This is a genomic window from Kaustia mangrovi (genome assembly GCF_015482775.1).
GTDB classification, from domain to species: domain Bacteria; phylum Pseudomonadota; class Alphaproteobacteria; order Rhizobiales; family Im1; genus Kaustia; species Kaustia mangrovi.
In genome coordinates this window covers 1996246-2015382 of record NZ_CP058214.1, presented here as the reverse complement: position 1 = coordinate 2015382, position 19137 = coordinate 1996246, and the positions used below count along the sequence as shown (strand labels likewise).

Annotated in this window: 14 protein-coding genes; 7 read left to right on the top strand and 7 right to left on the bottom strand. The window is 68.6% G+C overall.

The genetic code is table 11. The features are described 5' to 3' along the window. The first annotated feature begins 3 nt into the window (after window positions 1–3). From HW532_RS09405 to HW532_RS09380, 6 genes are all read left to right on the top strand, one after another. Complete coding sequence (locus HW532_RS09405) at window positions 4–2073, top strand: acetate--CoA ligase family protein (protein ID WP_213164121.1); 2070 nt, start codon at window positions 4–6, stop codon at window positions 2071–2073. After that, window positions 2070–2852 carry a carnitinyl-CoA dehydratase gene (locus tag HW532_RS09400; RefSeq protein WP_213164120.1) on the top strand — a complete coding sequence of 261 codons (783 nt, stop codon included), beginning with the start codon at window positions 2070–2072 and terminating at the stop codon, window positions 2850–2852. The genes HW532_RS09405 and HW532_RS09400 overlap by 4 nt, the downstream gene beginning before the upstream one ends. A 380-nt stretch (window positions 2853–3232) precedes the next feature. Further along, complete coding sequence (locus HW532_RS09395; protein WP_213164119.1) at window positions 3233–4828, top strand: ABC transporter substrate-binding protein; 1596 nt, start codon at window positions 3233–3235, stop codon at window positions 4826–4828. 25 nt (window positions 4829–4853) lie between these two features. Further along, window positions 4854–5810 (top strand): ABC transporter permease, encoded by a 957-nt coding sequence (locus HW532_RS09390; protein ID WP_213164118.1) that lies wholly within the window; start codon window positions 4854–4856, stop codon window positions 5808–5810. Window positions 5811–5920: 110 nt separating this feature from the next. Further along, window positions 5921–6745, top strand: coding sequence for an ABC transporter permease (locus HW532_RS09385; protein WP_213164503.1), 825 nt, complete (start codon window positions 5921–5923; stop codon window positions 6743–6745). Next, entirely contained in the window at window positions 6735–8414 is a 1680-nt protein-coding gene (locus tag HW532_RS09380; protein WP_213164117.1) for an ABC transporter ATP-binding protein, read from the top strand. Before HW532_RS09385 ends, HW532_RS09380 begins: the two co-directional genes overlap by 11 nt. A 30-nt stretch (window positions 8415–8444) precedes the next feature. Here HW532_RS09380 and glpD read toward each other — a convergent pair whose 3' ends face one another. After that, entirely contained in the window at window positions 8445–9971 is a 1527-nt protein-coding gene (gene glpD / locus HW532_RS09375; protein WP_213164116.1) for a glycerol-3-phosphate dehydrogenase, read from the bottom strand. A gap of 172 nt (window positions 9972–10143) precedes the next feature. Between glpD and qhpG the strand changes: the two genes are divergently transcribed. Continuing rightward, on the top strand, window positions 10144–11538 hold the full coding sequence (gene qhpG / locus HW532_RS09370) for a flavin-dependent monooxygenase QhpG (RefSeq protein WP_213164115.1): 1395 nt from the start codon (window positions 10144–10146) through the stop codon (window positions 11536–11538). On the opposite strand, the gene ccsA is transcribed toward qhpG, so the two are convergent. From ccsA to peaB, 6 genes are all read right to left on the bottom strand, one after another. Then, window positions 11510–13669, bottom strand: a complete 2160-nt coding sequence (gene ccsA, locus HW532_RS09365) for a cytochrome c biogenesis protein CcsA (RefSeq protein WP_213164114.1) — start codon at window positions 13667–13669, stop codon at window positions 11510–11512. The two genes, qhpG and ccsA, sit on opposite strands and share 29 nt — an antisense overlap. Window positions 13670–13731: 62 nt before the next feature. Beyond that, window positions 13732–14430, bottom strand: coding sequence for a subtilisin-like serine protease QhpE (gene qhpE / locus HW532_RS09360; RefSeq protein WP_213164113.1), 699 nt, complete (start codon window positions 14428–14430; stop codon window positions 13732–13734). Beyond that, entirely contained in the window at window positions 14427–16139 is a 1713-nt protein-coding gene (locus HW532_RS09355) for an ABC transporter ATP-binding protein (protein ID WP_213164112.1), read from the bottom strand. Before HW532_RS09355 ends, qhpE begins: the two co-directional genes overlap by 4 nt. A gap of 85 nt (window positions 16140–16224) precedes the next feature. After that, complete coding sequence (gene peaD / locus HW532_RS09350) at window positions 16225–17337, bottom strand: quinohemoprotein amine dehydrogenase subunit beta (RefSeq protein WP_213164111.1); 1113 nt, start codon at window positions 17335–17337, stop codon at window positions 16225–16227. A gap of 43 nt (window positions 17338–17380) precedes the next feature. After that, on the bottom strand, window positions 17381–17704 hold the full coding sequence (gene qhpC, locus HW532_RS09345) for a quinohemoprotein amine dehydrogenase subunit gamma (protein WP_213164110.1): 324 nt from the start codon (window positions 17702–17704) through the stop codon (window positions 17381–17383). Next, complete coding sequence (gene peaB, locus HW532_RS09340; RefSeq protein ID WP_213164109.1) at window positions 17701–19134, bottom strand: quinohemoprotein amine dehydrogenase maturation protein; 1434 nt, start codon at window positions 19132–19134, stop codon at window positions 17701–17703. Before peaB ends, qhpC begins: the two co-directional genes overlap by 4 nt. Between the last annotated feature and the right edge of the window lie 3 nt (window positions 19135–19137).

The window sequence follows — 19137 nt, the reverse complement described above, 5'->3', positions numbered from 1 at the left end:
GCCATGGGCAGGCTCGACCGGCTTCTCAGACCCAGAACCATTGCCGTCTTCGGCGGCGCGCAGGCGGCGGCCGCCGTGCGCCAGTCGCTGAAGATGGGCTTTGCGGGCGAAATCTGGCCGGTCCATCCCTCCCGCGAGGAGGTGGAGGGCCTGAAGACCTACCGCTCCGTCGCGGAGCTGCCGGGCGCACCCGATGCGGCCTTCGTCGGCGTCAACCGGCACCTGACCGTGGAAATCGTGCGCGACCTCCGCGAGCGCGGGGCGGGCGGTGCGGTCTGCTTCGCGTCCGGTTTCAGGGAGGCGGGCGAAGCGCAATCCGGCGAGGCGCTGGACGCCGCGTTGCTGGAGGCGGCCGGGCCCATGCCGATCGTCGGGCCGAACTGCTATGGCGTGATCAATTACTGCGACGGCGCCCTTCTGTGGCCCGACCAGCATGGCGGTGTGCGCCTTCGCGAAGGCGGGCGCGGCGCGGCTATCGTCACGCAATCCTCCAATATCGCCGTCAACATGACCATGCAGGCGCGCGGACTTCCGCTCGCCTATGTGATGACTGCCGGCAACCAGGCCCAGACGGGACTGTCGGAGATGGCGCTCGGCCTGATCGAGGACGAGCGCGTCTCGGTCCTCGGTCTTCATATCGAGGCCTTCGACAGCGTTCAGGGGTTCGAACGGCTGGCCGCGCGGGCCCGCGCGCTCGGCAAGCCGGTGGTCGCTATGAAGATGGGCCGTTCCGAGCTCGCCCGCGAGGCGGCGGTTTCCCACACGGCGTCGCTGGCCGGCAGCGACGCGGCGGCGGACGCGTTCCTGAGGCGTCTCGGCATTGCGCGCGTGCAGTCCATGCCCGCCTTTCTGGAGACGCTGAAGCTCCTGCATGTGGCGGGTCCGCTCGACGGTCTGTCGGTGTCCTCCATGAGCTGCTCGGGCGGGGAGGCGGCCCTGATGGCCGACCATGCGGCGGGGCGGCGCGCCCGGTTCCGGCCGCTCGCGCCGGAACATCGCGCGCGTGTGGCGGAAACGCTGGGCCCGCTCGTGGCCATCGCCAATCCGCTCGACTACCACACCTTCATCTGGGACGACCGGCCGGCGATGGAGAAGACCTTCGGGGCCTTCGTCTCCGGCGGGTTCGACTTCAATTTCCTGCTGCTCGATTTTCCGCGGGGTGACCGCTGCCTCGACACGGAGTGGCAGAGCGCCGTCGACGCCTTCGCGGCCGCGCTCGAGGCCAATGGAGCCAGGGGCGCCATAGTGGCGAGCATGCCGGAGAACCTGCCGGAGGGCTACTGCGCGGCGATCATGGAGCGCGGCGTCGTGCCCCTGAGCGGCTTTACGGAGGCGCTCGACGCGGTGGAGGCGGCCGCGGAGATCGGTGCGGCCTGGCGGCGACCTCCGGCCGACCCTGTCGTCGCCGTCAACCGAAAGGGCCCGTGCGGACCGTCGGCGCTCGATGAGGACGAGGCGAAGGAGAGATTGGCCGCCAGCGCGCTTCCGGTCGCCCCCGGCCAGCGCGCGGCGACCGTCGCGGAGGCGATCGCCGCCTCCGAGATCGTGGGCTACCCGGTCGCGGTCAAGGCGCTGGGGCTTGCCCACAAGTCGGAGCGCGGCGCGGTGCGCCTGAACCTGCGCACGCGGGACGAGGTGGAGGCGGCAGCGTCGGCCCTTGAGGGGCTCGGCTCGGGCTTCCTCGTCGAGCGCATGGTGGAGGACGGCCTGGCCGAGCTCATCGCCGGTGTGACGGGCGATCCGCAATTCGGTCCCGTCATGACCGTCGGGTCGGGGGGCGTGCTGGTCGAGTTGCTCGCCGACAGCCGCACCCTGCTCCTGCCGGCGACGCGGGCGGAGATCGAGGAGGCCCTGCGGTCGCTGAAGCTGTTCGCGCTCATGGATGGCTATCGCGGCCGTATGCAGGCGGATGTCGAGGCCGCCGTGACCGCGCTCGAAGGCATCGCGGACTTTGCCGTGCGCCATGCCGCGAGCCTTGCGGAGATGGACATCAATCCGCTCATCGTCTGTCCGCGCGGCAAGGGCGCGTGGATCGCCGATGCGCTGATCGTAATGGAGGAGGACGGTCCGTGACGGATGTGATCGGAACACGCCGCGAGGGCGGCATTCTGGAAGTGACCCTCGACCGGCCCAAGGCGAACGCCATCGACCTTGCGACCTCGCGGGCGATGGGCGAGACCTTCAAGGCCTTTCGCGACGACCGCGAGCTGCGCGTTGCCATCGTGCGCACGGCGGGCTCCAAGTTCTTCTCCGCCGGCTGGGACCTCAAGGCGGCCGCCTCCGGCGATGCGGTCGACGGCGATTACGGCGTCGGCGGCTTCGGCGGGCTCCAGGAGCTGCGCGACATGAACAAGCCCGTGATCGCGGCGGTGAACGGCATGGCCGTCGGCGGCGGGTTCGAGCTGGCGCTGTCCTGCGACCTGATCTATGCGGCGGAGCATTCGAGTTTCGCCCTTCCGGAGATCCGGGCGGGAACGCTGGCGGACGCCGCCACCGTCAAGCTGCCAAAGCGCATGCCCTATCATATCGCCATGGACCTTCTGCTGACCGGGCGCTGGATGGATGCCGCGGAGGCCCATCGCTGGGGGCTCGTCAACGAGGTGCTCGCCGAGGACCGCCTGGAGGCGCGTGTCTGGGAGGTGGCGCGGCTGCTGGAGAGCGGTCCGCCGCTCGTCTTCGCCGCGATCAAGGAGGTGGCGCGCGCGGCGGAGGCGATGACGTTCCAGGAGGCGATGAACTGGATCACCAAGCGCCAGTTCCGCACAGTCGACGAGCTCTACGAGTCAGACGACAACAAGGAGGGATTCCGCGCCTTCGCAGAAAAGCGCGCCCCCGTATGGACAGGAAAATAGGAGGAGGAACGGTTGGATTACTTGCCGCCCCGACGCGAATACTTGCAGCCGGAAGGAAGGGTGGCCGCGCAGTTGACCTTGGGGCGGAGCCGTGACAGCGTTGGGGCAAACGGGCGCAGGGTCGTGCGGCAACCTCGCCTGGAAACAAGATGCGGCGGTCGAGCCTGCGGAAGCGGATGCCGCGCTGCACGATGCCGAGGGGGAGAAAGGCACGAAAGCTTGGGGCTGTCCGGCATGAGGGTGACACTCTCGTGCGGATTGGCGATGCGCCGTCGCAGCCATGGCGCGTCCGACCCGTGGCTATTGACAGGGGGTCGCGGGCCGGACAGGCCCCGCGACCGCGAAACGGAAAGGACTTCACTTTATGACGGGAGGTGAGCATGTCGGAATATGAAACCCTGAAGGCGCTGGCGCGATCGGGCGCGATCTCCAGGCGCGAGTTCATCGTCGCCGCCGCCGCGGCGGGCGTGACGACCGCGGCCGCGTCGACGATGTTCTCCGGCGCGGCCAAGGCTGCGCCTTCCAAGGGCGGCCATTTCAAGATGGGTATCGGCGCGGGCTCGACCACCGATTCCCTCGATCCTGCGACCTATCTCGACACCTACATGCAGTCGGTGGGCCACTCGGTGCACGGTTATCTGACGGAGGTGTCCAATACCGGCGAGCTCATCGGTGCGCTCGCGCAGGACTGGGAAGCCTCGCCGGACGCGAAGGTATGGACCTTCACGCTGCGCGACGGCGTCACCTTCCATAACGGCAAGACTCTGGAGGCGGGGGATGTCGTCGCCTCGATCAACCACCATCGCGGCGAGGACTCCAAATCGGCGGCCAAGGGCATCGTCGATCCGATCGAGGACATCAAGGCCGACGGCAAGGCCAAGGTGGTGTTCACCCTCAAGGGCGGCAATGCCGACTTCCCGTTCCTGATGTCGGACTACCACCTCGCCATCATGCCGTCGAAGGACGGCAAGGTGGAGGATCCCTCCTCCGGCGTGGGCTGCGGCGCCTTCGTGCTCGAGAATATCGAGTATGGCGTGAAGGCCAATGTGACGCGCAATCCGGACTACTGGAAGGAGGGCCGGGGCTGGTTCGACTCCGTGGAGTTCCTGGCGATCAAGGACGTCGCCGCGCGCACCAACGCGCTGAGCACCGGCGAGATACACGCCATGGACCGGTGCGACCTGAAGACGGTGCACCTGCTCAAGCGCAATCCCAATGTCGATGTTCTGTCGGTAACCGGCAGCCAGCACTACACGGTGCCCATGCTGGTGGATGTCGCGCCCTTCGACGATGTGAATGTGCGCCTCGCGCTCAAATACGGCGTCGACCGCGAGAAGCTCGTCGAGACGATCCTGCGCGGCTATGGCGAGGTCGGCAACGACCATCCGATCAGCCCGAACGACCGCTATTTCGCCAAGGACCTCGAGCAGCGCCAGTACGATCCGGACAAGGCGAAATATCACCTCAAGCAGGCCGGTCTCGACTCGCTCAGCGTCAACCTGTCGGCCTCCGACGCCGCCTTCGCCGGCGCCGTCGACGCTGCGGTGCTCTACCGGGAGCACGCCGCCCCGGCGGGCATCGACATCAATGTCGTGCGCGAGCCGTCCGACGGGTACTGGGAAAACGTCTGGATGAAGAAGCCGTGGTGCATGTGCTACTGGTCCGGCCGCCCGACCCCGGACTGGATGTTCTCCCAGGCCTATGCGGCGGATGCCAACTGGAACGATACGCACTGGATGAACCCGCGCTTCAACGAACTGCTCGTCGCCGCCCGTTCCGAGCTCGACGAGGCCAAGCGCGGCGAGATGTACGCGGAAATGCAGGGGCTCGTGCGCGACGACGGCGGGACCGTCGTGCCGATGTTCGCCTCCTATGTGAACGCACTGGCCAAGACCGTCGGCCACGACGAGATCGGCACGAACTGGGACATGGACGGCCTACGCGCGGCGGAGCGCTGGTGGTTCAAGGAGACGTGATCGGGATCGGCGAACCGGACGGCTCATGAACAAGCTCGCAAAACTGGTGGCCCAGAGACTGGCTCTGGGCCTCCTCACACTGTGGATCGTGTCGCTGATCATCTTTCTGGGGGTCGAGCTCCTCCCCGGCGACATCGCCACGGAGATCCTCGGCCAGACGGCGACGCCCGAGACGGTCGCCGCGTTCCGGCGTTCGCTTGGCCTCGACCTGCCGATGCATATCCGCTATCTCGACTGGCTGTGGGGCGTGGTGCACGGCGATTTCGGGCGCTCGCTCGCCAATGGCCGCGACATTGCCGAGCTGATCGGCGGCCGGCTCCTCAACACGCTGTTCCTGGCCACCGTCACGGCGCTGATCGCTGTGCCGCTGGCGCTTGCGCTCGGCCTGCTCGCCGCGCTCTATCGCAACAGCCTGTTCGACAGGACGATCAATATCGTCACCCTGTCGTCGATCTCGTTCCCCGAATTCTTCATCGCCTATATCCTGATCCTGTTCCTCTCGGTGCAGGCGGGCTGGTTTCCGAGCCTGTCCAATGTCGATCCGGGGGAACCCCTGTGGGAACGCGTCTACCGCGTGGCGCTGCCCGCCTTCACGCTGACGCTGGTCGTGGTCGCCCACATGATGCGCATGACGCGCGCGGCGATCATCAACCTGCTGGCGAGCCCCTATATCGAGATGGCGACGCTCAAGGGCATCTCGCGTTCGCGCATCATCGTGCACCACGCCCTGCCCAACGCGCTTGCGCCGATCATCAATGTGGTGGTGCTGAGCCTCGCCTATCTCGTGGTCGGCGTGGTGGTGGTCGAGGTGGTGTTCGTCTATCCCGGGCTCGGCCAGCTCATGGTCGATTCCGTGCAGAAGCGCGATATCCCCGTGGTGCAGGCCTGCAGCCTGATCTTCGCGGCGACCTACATCCTCCTGAACCTCACCGCCGACATCCTTTCCATCGTCACCAATCCGAGGCTTTTGCATCCCAGATGAGCGACGACGCGACGGGCCCAGTGCCGCACGCGCCCGAACGCGGCATTCCGGAAGACGAGGAACTGATCATCGAGCAGGCCCCGCCCGAGCGCCGGTCGCGCTGGGCCGTGATGGGACGCGAGTTCCTGCGGGCGCCGTGGACGGCCAAGATCGGCCTTGCGGTGATCCTCGTCTATGTGTTCGTGGCGCTGTTCGCCCCCCTGCTCACCCCGTATGGCGAATCGGAGATCGTCGGGATGGAGTTCGAGCCCTGGGGCGGCGCCTTCATGCTCGGCACGGACAATCTCGGCCGGGACATGTTCACCCGCCTGATCTACGGCGCGCGCAACACGATCGGCATCGCCTTCATGACGACCTGCCTCGCCTTCCTGATCGGCGGCGCGGCGGGGCTCATGGCCGCCGCGGTCGCGGGCTGGGTCGACCAGGCGCTCGCGCGCATCGTGGATGTGCTGATGGCGATCCCTCAGCTCATCTTCGCGCTCCTGCTGCTCACCATCTTCGGCACCTCCATTCCCGTGCTCATCATCGTCATCGCGGTGCTCGATTCCACCCGCGTCTTCCGTCTGGCCCGCGCCGTCGGCATGAATGTCGCGGTGATGGACTTCGTGGAGGCAGCGCGGCTGAGGGGCGAGGGCCTCGGCTGGATCATGGGCCGCGAGATCCTGCCCAACATCCTGCCGCCGCTGGTGGCCGAGTTCGGGCTGCGCTTCTGCTTCGTCTTCCTGCTGATCTCCGCCCTGAGCTTCCTGGGGCTCGGCATCCAGCCGCCGACGGCGGACTGGGGCTCCATGGTGCGCGACAACGCCACGCTCATCACCTATGGCGATATCACGCCGCTCCTGCCGGCGGGCGCGATTGCGCTCCTGACGGTCGCGGTGAACTTCGTCGTCGACTGGTTCCTCCACAAGACGAGCGGGCTTCGCGATGAGCACTGATGAGAGGGAGACCGACATGACGGCATCGGCGCCGGCGGAACCGCTCCTGACCATGCGCGGGCTCAGGATCGAGGGCTTCAGCGACGAGGCCTGGCACGAGATCGTCAAGGGGCTGGACCTCACGCTCCATCGCGGCGAGGTGCTGGGGCTGATCGGCGAATCCGGGGCCGGCAAGTCGACCGTGGGGCTCGCCGCCATGGGCTATGCCCGGCCCGGCTGCCGCATCTCCGGCGGCAAGATCGTCTTCGATGGCCAGGACATCATGGCGCTGTCGGAAGCCGGGCGCCGGCGCCTGAGGGGCGTGCGCGTAGCCTATGTCGCGCAAAGTGCCGCCGCCTCCTTCAACCCGGCCCACAGGCTGATCGACCAGTATGCGGAGGCGGCCGTCGCCCATGGCGTGATGAGCGAGGCGGAGGCCCGGCGCGAGGCGGTGGAGCTCTATGGCAAGCTCAACCTGCCGGATCCGGAGACCTTCGGCCGGCGCTACCCCCATCAGGTGTCCGGCGGCCAGCTCCAGCGCGCCATGGTCGCCATGGCGATGGCCTGCCGGCCGGACCTGATCGTGTTCGACGAGCCGACCACCGCGCTCGACGTGACGACCCAGATCGAGGTTCTGGCGGCCATCAAGGACGTGGTGCGCGAATTCGACACCGCGGCCCTCTACATCACCCACGATCTGGCGGTGGTCTCCCAGCTCGCCGACCGCATCATGGTGCTGCGCTATGGCGAGCTCGTGGAGGAGGGCGAGACGCGCGCCCTGCTGGAGCATCCCCGGCGGGAATATACAAAGCGGCTTCTCGCCGTGCGCACACTGCGCAAGGAGGAGGAGACGGGGGCCGGAAACGTCCTGTTGCGCGTCCACGACGTGTCGGCGTCCTATGCCGGCCTCGTCACCGTGCTCGACAATGTGACCGTGCAGGTGCCGCGCGGGCGCACCGTGGCGGTCGTCGGGGAATCGGGCTCCGGCAAGTCGACGCTCGCGCGCGTCATCACCGGCCTGCTGCCGCCACTGTCTGGCGGCGTGATGTTCCATGACGAGCCGCTGCCGCCGGCGCTCGCCAACCGCGACCGGCAGGCGCTGAGGCGGCTCCAGATGATCTATCAGATGCCGGACACGGCACTCAATCCGCGCCAGCGCGTCCGCGACATCATCGGCCGGCCGCTCGAGTTCTATCTGGGGCTCAGGGGCGCGGAGCGTGAGCGGCGCGTGCGCGAGCTCCTCCAGATGATCGAGCTCGATCCGGACGCCTTCGCCGACCGCTATCCAGGCGAGCTGTCGGGCGGCCAGAAGCAGCGCATCTGCATCGCCCGCGCGCTCGCCGCCGAGCCCGACCTCATCATCTGCGACGAGGTGACCTCGGCGCTCGACCAGCTCGTCGCGGAAGGGATCCTGAAGCTCCTGCTCCGGCTGCAGAAGGAATTGCAGGTCTCCTATCTGTTCATCACCCACGACATCGCCACAGTGCGCGCCATCGCCGACGAGATCGTGGTCATGCACAATGGCCGCGTGGTGGAGCAGGGCACCAAGGCGGAGATCCTTTCCCCGCCGCATCACGACTATACCGAGCTCCTGCTCTCCTCGGTGCCGGAAATGGATCCCGACTGGCTCGACGGCGTGCTTGCCGAGCGCGATACGCTGGAGGAGGAAAGCCCCGCCGGCGCGCCGTGACGGGCGCGAGGGGCTTGGGGCGCTCTGCGCCTATCCGGCCGGCACGGTCCGGGCGCGCGAGGCCTGCCTCATCCAGTCCTCCAGGCGGCGGGCGTCTTCCGGCCCCACATGGAGGCCGAGCCTGGAGCGCCGCCACAGGACGTCCTCCGCCGTCACCGCCCATTCGGCCTTCATCAGATAGGCGACCTCGCGCTCATGGAGGTCGGCGCCGAAGCGGATGCCGAGATCTCCGGTCTGCTTCACCCCCTCCACGATGGCCGCCGCGCGCGTGCCATAGGCGCGCACGAGCCGGCGGGCATGGGGCTCCGCCAGCACCGGACACGCCTTGAGCAGGCTGCGCACCTCCCGGCCGAAGCCGTCGACGGGAAAATCCCCGCCGGGCAAGGGGGCGGATGCCGTCCAGGCCGGTCCCGCCGTCGCAGGGAGGTGGTCCGACAGCCTGTCGAGCGCGGCCTCCGCGAGTGTGCGGCTGGTCGTGATCTTGCCGCCGAAGACGTTGAGGAGGGCCGGCGCCTGCGACGGGGCGTCGAGGTCCAGCACATAATCGCGGCTTGCCGAGCGCGCCTCCGCCGTGCCCTCGTCGAAGAGCGGGCGTACACCCGAATAGCTGTGCACCACGTCGTCGCGCGTGACGGGCGTCCTGAAATAGGTGGCCATCGCCGCCAGCAGATAGTCGGTTTCCTCGTGCGATATGGCGGCACGGGCCGGGTCGCCCTCATAGTCGACATCGGTCGTCCCGATCAGCGTGAAGTCGCGTTCATAGGGGATCGCGAAGACGATGCGGCCGTCGTCGTTCTGGACGATATAGGCCTGCGGGCCGTCGAATAGGCGCCGCACGACGATGTGGCTTCCCTTGACCAGCCGCACGGGCGCGGCGGCGGTGGCGTGGAGCCGGTCGGCGAGCACCCCGCCGATCCACGGCCCGGTCGCGTTGACGAGGGTTGTTGCATGGACTGCGAAGGCCTGGCGCTCGCCTTGCGCCCGGCAGGTGAGCGTCCAGCCCTCTGCGCCGCGCTCGGCGGACAGGCATTCCGTTCTGGTGCGGATATCCGCGCCGCGCTCGGCGGCATCCACGGCGTTCAGCACCACCAGCCGCGAATCCTCCACCCAGCAGTCGGAATACTCGAAACCGGTCGCGAAGGCGGGTCTCAGCGGCGCGCCGGCCGGGTCGCGCCTGAGGTCGACCCTGCGGCTTGGCGGCAGGAGCCTGCGGCCCCCCAGACGATCATAGAGGAACAGGCCGAGCCGGATCATCCATTCCGGCCTCAACCCTTCGCTGTAGGGCAGGACGAAGCGCAGCGGCCAGACGATGTGCGGGGCAGACCGCAGCAGGATTTCCCGCTCCGCCAGCGCCTCGCGGACCAGCCGGAACTCGAACTGCTCCAGATAGCGCAAGCCCCCGTGGATGAGCTTGGTGGAAGCTGACGAGGTGCCGCCGGCAAGGTCGCCCATCTCGCACAGGAACACCTTGAGGCCGCGCCCGGCGGCGTCGCGTGCGATGCTGCAGCCATTCACACCGCCGCCGACGATAGCGATGTCGTAGGGGACGTCCCCCATCCGGGTCTTCTCCGCCAATCGAACCGACGGTCAGTATAGAGACCGCAAGGGAAATCGAAAGCGGCCGGTTCCGTTGCGACGAGGGTGTCCGGGCATGCACGCCGCGCCCGAAATGCGCTAGTCTTCGGGAGGAGGAGACGAAGGGACGGAGCCCGCTTTCCGGACGATCGCGATGGCCGTGGAGCGCACATGCACAGTCGCCGTTCTGGGCGGCGGGCCGGCCGGCGTCACGCTCGCCGTCGACCTCGCACGCTCCGGCATCCCGGTGGCGCTGGTTACGGTGCGGCGGCCCGGCGGGCGGATCGAGGGGCTCTCGGACCGGGTCGCGGCGGGGCTGGAGGCGCACGGGCTTGAGCATGCGCGCGCCGCCATGGGGGCGATGGTGCGCAGGCGCGTCGCGTGGGGAACGCCGCCCGAGGCCCGCAACAGCGAATATGTGACGGCCCGCGATGCGTTCAACGACGCGCTCCTCGCCGATGCCGAGCAGGCGGGCGTCACCGTGATCCGGCTCGGCCGGGGCGGACCGGAGTGCGAAAGGCTGCCGGAGGGGGCGGGCTGGCGCGTCGCCTGTCTCCCGCAGGCGGGGGCGCCGTGCACCCTCGAGGCCCGGTTCCTCGTGGAGGCGCGCGGACGCGCCGCACCGAAGCCCGCCGCCTGGGTTCGTCGCGGGCCGGAGACGACGGCTCTCGTCACGGAGGCCGAGATCCCCGATACCGACTCCTTCACCATGGTCGAGGCCTTCGGCGATGGCTGGGCCTGGAGCGTTGCCGCGGGCGGTCGTGCCGTACTGCAGATCTTCGTCGACAGCGCCGGCGGGCTGCCGAAGCGCGGCGGGCTCGAGGCCCTGTTCGCCGACTGCGTCAAGCGCCTGTCGCAAGCCGGCCGCGAGATCGGGTCGGCCGGCTGGACCATGCCGCCGCAGGCGCGCAATGCCACGCCCTATCTCAGCCGACCCCTGATCGCGGACGATGCCATACGCATCGGCGATGCCGCGCTGGCCGTCGATCCCCTGTCCGGCCATGGCGTGTTCGAGGCGCTGGGCTCCGCGCTCGCGGGCGCGGCCACCGTGCGCACCATGCTGCGTGCGCCGAAGCGCTCGGCGCTTGCCCGGCGGTTCTTCACCGAAAGGGCCGAACTGGCCTTCATGCGCTATGCCCGCGTGGGCCGCGATTTCTATCGCCTGTGCGATGCATTCGCCGACCGGCCCTTCTGGCGGGCGCGCCGCGACTGGCCGGATGGCGTGCCGGCCCATGAGGCGGCGGGTTCGGGCGAGGCGCGGATCGTGCGGCGGCCCGTCAACTGCCATGGGCTCATCGTGGAGCGCCGGGTCTGCGTCACCCCCGACCAGCCCCGCGGTATCTGGATGATCGACGGGGTGGAGATCGCAGCGCTTTGCGACTTACTGAGGGACCGGCAGGGCGAGCCGGCCGGGGCGGCCCTGGAAGCGGCGCGGCAGGCGCTCGGCGTGTCCCCGGGAGCCCTCGATACGGCCATTGCCTGGCTCGGCGCGCGCCGGCTTCTGGAGCCTGGCGAGCGGATCAGCCTCCGGCCGGTCGCAAGCGAGTGACGCGCCGTTGCCGGCGCCTGGCCATTTCGGCGATGAAGAACCAGAGCGCGCCGGCGCCCGCCGCGGCAAGGCCGATCCAGACCCATGAAAGCAGGGGAAAGACCTTGAGGACAACCGGTGCGCGGCCCTCTCCGGGCGATGCGCCTGCAACGGCGGGAAACCAGATCTGGACGTCGCTCAGGAGGCCGCGCGAGATCAGGGGATGGATGATCTGCGTGTCGCCGCTGCGATAGCGGGCATAGCGGTAGTCGATCATCTCGCACATGAGCCGGACGGCCCCGAGACCCGTCTCCGCCGGCGGGCGCGCATCGCGATAGACAGTGTGCCCGGTCTCGCGGCCGATGACGGAGCCGTGGCGCTCAAGTGTCCATCCGACCGTCGCGACGGACCGGAAGGCGGCCTGCCCGTCCGCCGTGCGCGCGCCATCGGCCTTGCGGCTCGTGGAGACGACGTCGACGGTGAGCGCATAGCCGTCCGGGAAGGAGATCGGCCGGTTGAGGGCTTCGGGAAAGGAAACGAAGCGCTGGGCATAGCTGTCGAGAACGGTCGCCGCGAGGCCGGTCAGAAGCGCGACCATCACGCCGAGATGGATGAGGGCGACGGGAAGATCGTAGCCCAGGCGAGAGCGGGGCTCGTCCTTGGCGCGTGCGGCCCTGACCCCTGCCGTGGCCGCTGCGAGAGCGAGATAGGCGGTCGAGGCGAGAAGGGCGTCGAGCCAGGGGAAGAGCGCGACCGTCTTGCCGGAGGTGAGGCCGGTGCCCTCGTACCAGCGCGCGAAGGGATGGATCCAGAAGGCGGCGGCGAGGCAGGCGGCGATGGCGAGCCCCGTCGCCGCCCAGCGCCATCGCCGGGCGAGCGGCATGAAGTAATAGCCGCCGGTGAGCCCGATGAGCACGGCCAGCGGCGCGAGCCACCGGTTCATGCCGTAGGTGTCGATATCCCATTGGGCGAAGGCGGTGCGCAGTTCCTCGATCTCGCGGGCCGGCGCGAAGTTGCGCAACATCTCGAAGAACGGCTTGAGGTCCTTCGGGCGCGGCAGCTCCATGAGCGCGCTGGCATAGGCGATGGCGATCTGGGCGAGGGCGGCGAGGCCCAGCGCCGCGAACAGCGCCACCGCGACGATAAGAGCGGTGCTGCGTTCCCCGCCGGTCGCCAGCCGGAGCCCCGGCCCCCGCGCCAGCCGGTAGACGGCGGCGGCGGCAAGGACCGCGGCGAGGGCGCCCGTGAGTGCGAAGAGGATCGCCGCCGATGTCTCGCCGACATAGCGATGGGAGGAGACGAGCGTCGGCTCGCGGGTGATGGCCATGGCGCCGAGCGCGGCAATCGCGGCGAGCAGGCCGAGCGCGGGATGGCTCATGGCGAACGGCCCGGCAGGCCGGTAGCGCCTCTGGGCGTGGACGAGACCTGTGAGGAAGGCCCAGGCGGCGAAGATCGCCGTCTGAACAGGGTCCCAGTGCCACAGGGTCCCGTAGGCGAAATCCTCATAGGCCCACCACATGCCAAGCGCGATGCCCGCCGACAGGATCAGGAAGCTCAGGCGCATCTGGACGGCGGCGATATCCCGCCATGCGCCGCGCCCCGTGGCGAGTGCCTCCGCCATGGCACCCCAGGGCGCGATGATCAGCATGTAGGCGAGAAAGACGAGCGGCGGATGAAGCGCCATCCAGATGCGGGTGAGATGGGCGTTCATGCCCCGATGGGGCGCCTGCGCCAGAAGCTCCGGGGGCGTTTGCCGGAATGGGTCGAAGATGAGGGCGGCGGCGAGGAAGACGCCGGCGAGCAGGAAGGCGCCGGGTCCTGCGAAGCCGTCATGTCGGGCAAGCCGCAGGGCGAGCCCCGAGGCGAGCAGCCCGAGAAGGAGCAGGGTTCCGCTGTCGCTTGCCCACAGGCTTGCGAGCTTGAGCCATGGGGCGAGCTCGGGTGCGCTCAGGAGCCAGACGAGACGATAGGAGAAATCGTCAGTGAGGAAATGCCACGCGAGAGCGGACATGCTCGCCAGCGCAAGGACGAACGAGACCGCACCCGCCATGCGGCGCCCGCGCCATGGCGGTATGGCCGCGAGCGCGGCGATAGTGGCGCCGAGCAGCGCCGCACGCTCGGCGGCGAGGAGTATGGTATCCGGCAGGCTCACACTGCGTCACCCGGAATGCTTTGGGCCAGCGATGGGAGGGCGAGGGGGTGACTGCATCCGCCTCATTCCGCCACCGCGCCGCGCCGCTCGGCGCCGCGATACCGGGCGGCGGCCTTGAAATGCGCCAGGAGGGCCTCGCGTCCGCCGCCGGGCGCGGTGCAGAGCCAGGCGGCGGCGAGGCCGGCGAAATGGGCGGCCGCGGCGCTCGCACCGGCAAAGCGCGGGGCCCGCGTGCTGTCCGGCGGCGGGCAATGGGTGCCGAAGAGCGCCTGTGCCGTATCGAGATGGGAGACCTCTCCGGCCGCGCAGCGCGCATCGCCGGTGACCGCGATCACATGGGGGTAGGCGGCAGGGAAGGGCTGCGGGCCTCTCGCCGGCGAGGCGGCGACAAGGATCGCGCCGCGCTCGACGGCGCGCGCGCAGGCGGTCCGCAATACCGCGCGGTCGGCGGCGAGGCCGAAGCACATGACGACGAGGTCGGCGCCGTCGCCGGCGAGCCAGTCGAGGCCTGCCGCGATGGTGGCGGGCGCTGCGAGATGGGCGCCGGAGAAGACCTGCGCATGGGCGAGCCGGGCCGTCGGGGCGAGCACGCGGACGGTCTGCGTGACCGCGCTGCCATGGCCGGTCTCGTCGGCGACGGGCGGGCCGGCGGCGATCCTGCCATTGTCGAGCGGATGGAACCGCCGGTAGCGCGCAAGGCGGGGGGCGAGGGCACCGGAAACGCCGCTGTCAAGAATGCCGACGGTCACCTCCCCGCTCATGGCGCCGGTGTCCTCTCCTGCACAGGGTCGCGCGCGATGAGGCGTCCGCCGACGAGCTCGAAGACGAGGTCGGCGTCCTCAGCCATGGTCGAGCGATGGCCGACGACGATGCGCGTGCGGCCGGAGAACACGGTGTCGAGGGCCCGGCGCACCGCCTCTTCCGTTTCCGTGTCGACGCCCGACGTCGCCTCGTCGAGAATGAGGACGAGCGGGTCCTGAAGGATCGCGCGGGCAATGGCGATGCGCTGGCGCTGACCGCCGGAGAGCCGCAGCCCCCGTGTGCCGAGCTCCGTCTCGTAGCCCTCCGGCAAGGCGTCCACGAAGGTGGAAACGGCGGCCATCTCCGCCGCGCGCCGAACCTCCCCGTCGCTCGCCTCGGGGGCGGCGTAGCGCAGGTTCTCCGCCACACTGCCGCTCAGGAGGAGGGTCTCCTGCGAGACGACCGCGACCTTGCGCCTGAGTGCCGCGAGGTCGAGCCGCCCAAGATCCGTTCCGTCGAGGAGGATGCGGCCGGCACCGGGGTCGTAGTGGCGCTGCAGGAGGTCGATCAGCGTCGACTTGCCGGCCCCGGAGAGCCCGGCGATTGCGACCTTCGCGCCCGCCGGGAAGACGGCGCTCGTGTCGGTCAGGACCTGCGTCTCCTCGCCGGGATAGGCGAAGCTCACGCCGATGAGCTCGATGGTCCCGCCCGCGCCGGCGGGCAGGGCTTCGGGTGCCGATGGCTGGCAGACATCGGGCCGGGCATGGCGGATCTCCTCCACGCGGTCGAGGCTCACCTGCGCGCGCTTGAGCGCCACATAGAGGCCGAGCAGCGTGTTCACCGGGCCGACCGCGCGGGTCAGGTAGCCGGTGAAGGCGATCAGCGTGCCGAGCGTCATGGTCTTGTCGATGACCATGGCACCGCCTGCGACGAAGACCAGGGCGACGCCCGCGAGCGTGAACAGGCCGGGGATGACACTCGCGGCCTGGTCGAGCATCTGCTGGTGGCGCAGCCTGCCGAAATAGCGCGCCTGGAGGCCGTCCAGCCGCTCCGCCTCGCGGCGCTCCGCACCCACCGACTGGATGAGCTTCATGGCCTGAAGCGTGTCGTAGAAGAAGGAGGAGAGGCCGCTCGCCTGCGCCCTCAGATCGCGCAGCGACAGCTCGATGCGCGGGCGCACGACGCGCAGGAACACCACATGGAGCGGCAGCAGAGCGAAGGCAATGAGCGAGAGAAGGGGGGACAGAAGAACCATGAAGGTCAGCGCGCCGGCGAGCACGATGACACCATTGACGAGGGCGAGCGCGGAATCGGTCGCGAAGCGCTGCACCTCCGCGATGTCGCCATCGAGCCGGGCCATCAGGTCGCCTGAGCGCGTGCGCGTGAAATAGCTCGGCGACAAGGTCTGGAGATGGCGGTAGATATGCGCGCGGATCGCGAACAGGATGCGCCCCGACACGCTCACATAGTGCCAGCGGTTGAGCGTGGCGATCCCGGCGCCGACCACGGCAAGGCCGAGCATGACGAGCGCGAGGGTAACGATGGCGGAGAAGTCGCCCGCGACCAGCCCGCGGTCGATCAGGAGCTTGGTCAGATAGGGCTGGGCGAGCCCCAGCGCGCTGGCAAGAAGCGACAGGCACAGCACAACGATCAGGGCCGGAAGGTTCGGCCTGACGAAGGAATAGAGCCAGCGATAGGTCTCGCGCCTCGATCCGGTCGCGCCGGTCACCACGCCATGGGCCTCCCGAGGAACGGCATCAGGAGCAGCTTAATCCTTGCCTCGGCCACCGTCACTCGGGCCGATATCATGGGCCCTACCGCTCGATGATCCGGACGCTGGAAATCCCCTGGCTCGCGCCGTCGGGCATCTCGATCGAGCCGATCTTCTCAAGCGTTTCGGCATCGTGGACGGAGATGTCGCCGAGCGTGCCGCCGACATAAACCTCCTTGCCGTCGCTGGAGATGTTGATCGCGTAGTAGCTGTGGTCGAGATCGACGCGCCCGAGTGCCTTTCCGGCGCTGGTGTCGAATTTCGACAGCTGGGAATAGGCGCCGAAGACGATGTCGGGATCGGTCGGGCTCGCCACCGAGGAGAAGTAGAAGATGTCCGTGTTCTCCACATCCGACAGATCGAAGGCGCCGGTCTTCAGATCGAGGGAAAGAATGCCCGTGACATAGGCCTCAGGGTCCATCGGGTCCATGTCCGTGCGCGCGGTGTAGTAGGGCGTGACCATGACGCCCGCCTGCTCCCACTGGCTCCACACGTCGAGAATGTCGGGCGGGGCGAAGTTCTCCCGGTCCCAGCCTTGCGTCTTGTGCTCGTCGAGAATGTCGCCGGTTTTCGGGTCGATGACATAGACGGCGCGCCCGAGGCCGTAGAGCTTGCTGCCGTCGGCCGAATACATGATCAGCGTGATCTGGCGCGGCACCGGAATGGTCCTCACCGGCTTGGCATCCATGCCTGCGGAAGTGTCGTAGAAGGCGATGCGCGTCGGCTTGACCTCGTACTCGCCGAGCCCGAGCGCGACCGGGGACTGGTAGACGGCGATCTCGGAGCCGTCCGGCGAGATGTCCATGCCGAACATGCCCTTGACCCGCTCCTCGCCGCTGGAGAAGTCCGCCCGGAAGACCTGCTTGCCGCTGTCGAGGTCGATACCGGAGATGCTTTCCCAGCGATTGATCAGGACATAGGCGGTCTTGCCGTCGGGCGATGGGGTGATGGTCAGCACGCCGGGTTCCGCATCGGGCACCTTGTAGGCCTTGTCCACCTTGCGCGCGGCGGCGTCGACGAGGACGAGCGTGTCGGGTTTGACGCTGGTCAGGATGTAGTCCTTGGCATGGGCCGTGCCGGCGCCGGCCCCCAGCGCGACGAGGGCGGTGGCCGCCGCCACGAGCGATGTCTTCATGATCCGCCGAGCCCCGTTCATCTTGTCTTCCCCTTGTCTCAAGCCTGGCGTTCCGCGAGGGCCGTCAGCCCTTCTCCGGATAGACGGAGTTGAGCTTGCGCCAGTCCTTCTCGGTCGCGGGCGCGTCGTTGTTCCAGTTCGGATAGGTGTTGAGCGTGTCGGCGACCTGGGCGGGCCACCAGCACGGGTCGGAGCAGCCATAGAGATCGGCCTCCATGGGCTGGCAGAGCGCGGCGACACCGCCGAAGGCGTCGACCTCCCAGCCCGGGTCCAGCGTCGCGGTGCAGCCGGCGATGGTCTGCATCAGCCGGACCTCCTCCGTCTGGCCCTTTTCGGCCGCCTCGGCGAATTTCTCCGCCTTCGCGTTCGCCGGTTTCAGGTGCTTCATGGCGCGGCCCTCCGCGGTTCGAGATGGCGCTTGAAGAACGCCGGATTGTGGGTGTTGATGCGCGTATAGGCGGAGATCCCGAAATCCACCCAGTCGCGCATCAGCTCGCAATAGTGATAGACGGGATGGAGCGGGTCCTCGTAGCGCGCATAGGATTCGTGATAGCAGCCGCCCGCGCAGATCGAGCGGATGCGGCAGGTCGCGCAGCCGCGCCCCGTCTTGTCCTGTGCCTTCTCCACGAAGGCGCCGAGCCGGTCCTCGTCGAGGCCGGTGTCGACATTGCCGAAGGTCGGCATCTTGGAGCCGGTGAAGCGGTGGCAGAGATGGAGGTCGCCTTCCTTGTCGACCGCCAGCATGCCCATGCCGGCGCCACAGGGGATGGCCTTCCTGGTGCCCTCCGCGAGATCGGTCATGAGCTGATGCATGTTGGAGAAGCCAATATTGCGGCCCGCGATCGCCGCCTCCACATAGCGCTCGCCCAGCACCTTCATGTCGGCGAAGACCGACGCGAGTTCCTCGTCCGTCAGGTTGAAGGCGGAGACCGCGCCCGAGGTCGCTGGCGAGAAGCCGACCTCGAAGAAGCCGAGCTCGTCCCTCAAATGCTCGTGAATGGCGATAACGTCGGTCACCCCGCGGGTCAGCGTGACGCGCGCGCCGACGGGGCGCGAGCGGTAGCGCGAAAGCAGCATGCGCGCCTTCTTCGCCACGGTGTCGTAGGTGCCCTTGCCGGAGACGGTGACCCGGTTCCTGTCGTGCAGCGCCTTCGGCCCGTCCATGCTGATGGTGATGGCGAAGCGGTGCGCGTCGAGCCAGTCGACGAGCTCTTCCGTCAGCAGCGTGGCGTTGGTGGTGACGCTGAAGTCGATTGTCTTGCCGACCTCGCGCCCCCGCGCCTCGGCATAGTCGACCATCTGGCGGATGAGCGGCATGTTTGACAGGGGCTCGCCGCCGAAGAAGACGAGATTGACGCGATTGCGGTCCTTCGCCTGCTTCAGGAGCAGCTCGAAGGACTTCACCGCCGTTTCGAACTCCATGCGCTCGCCCTTGGCGGGCGCGGTCAGGTCCTCCTTGTAGCAATAGGTGCAGGAGAGATTGCAGCCGGTATTGACGTTGAGCACGATGGTGGAGAGCGGGAAGTCCTCCACGGGCAGTGGCTTGTCGGCGCGCTCCGGCTCGCGCGCGTCGCGCACGATGTCGAGATCGACGAAGCTCGATATGACGTCGGCCACGTCGTCGGGGCGGTAGCTCGCCCCGAAGGCCTTGCTGACGGTTGCGGGGCTGACCGCCCCGTTATGCCGGAACAGGTCGAGGACGGCCCCGCTCACCTCGTCCATCTCGAACAGGCTGGTGGTGGGCACGTGCAGCAGCATTCGCCGGCCCTCGACGGCCACCTCGTGGACGTTTTGCGGAACGAGACTGAGCGTCTGCATGAA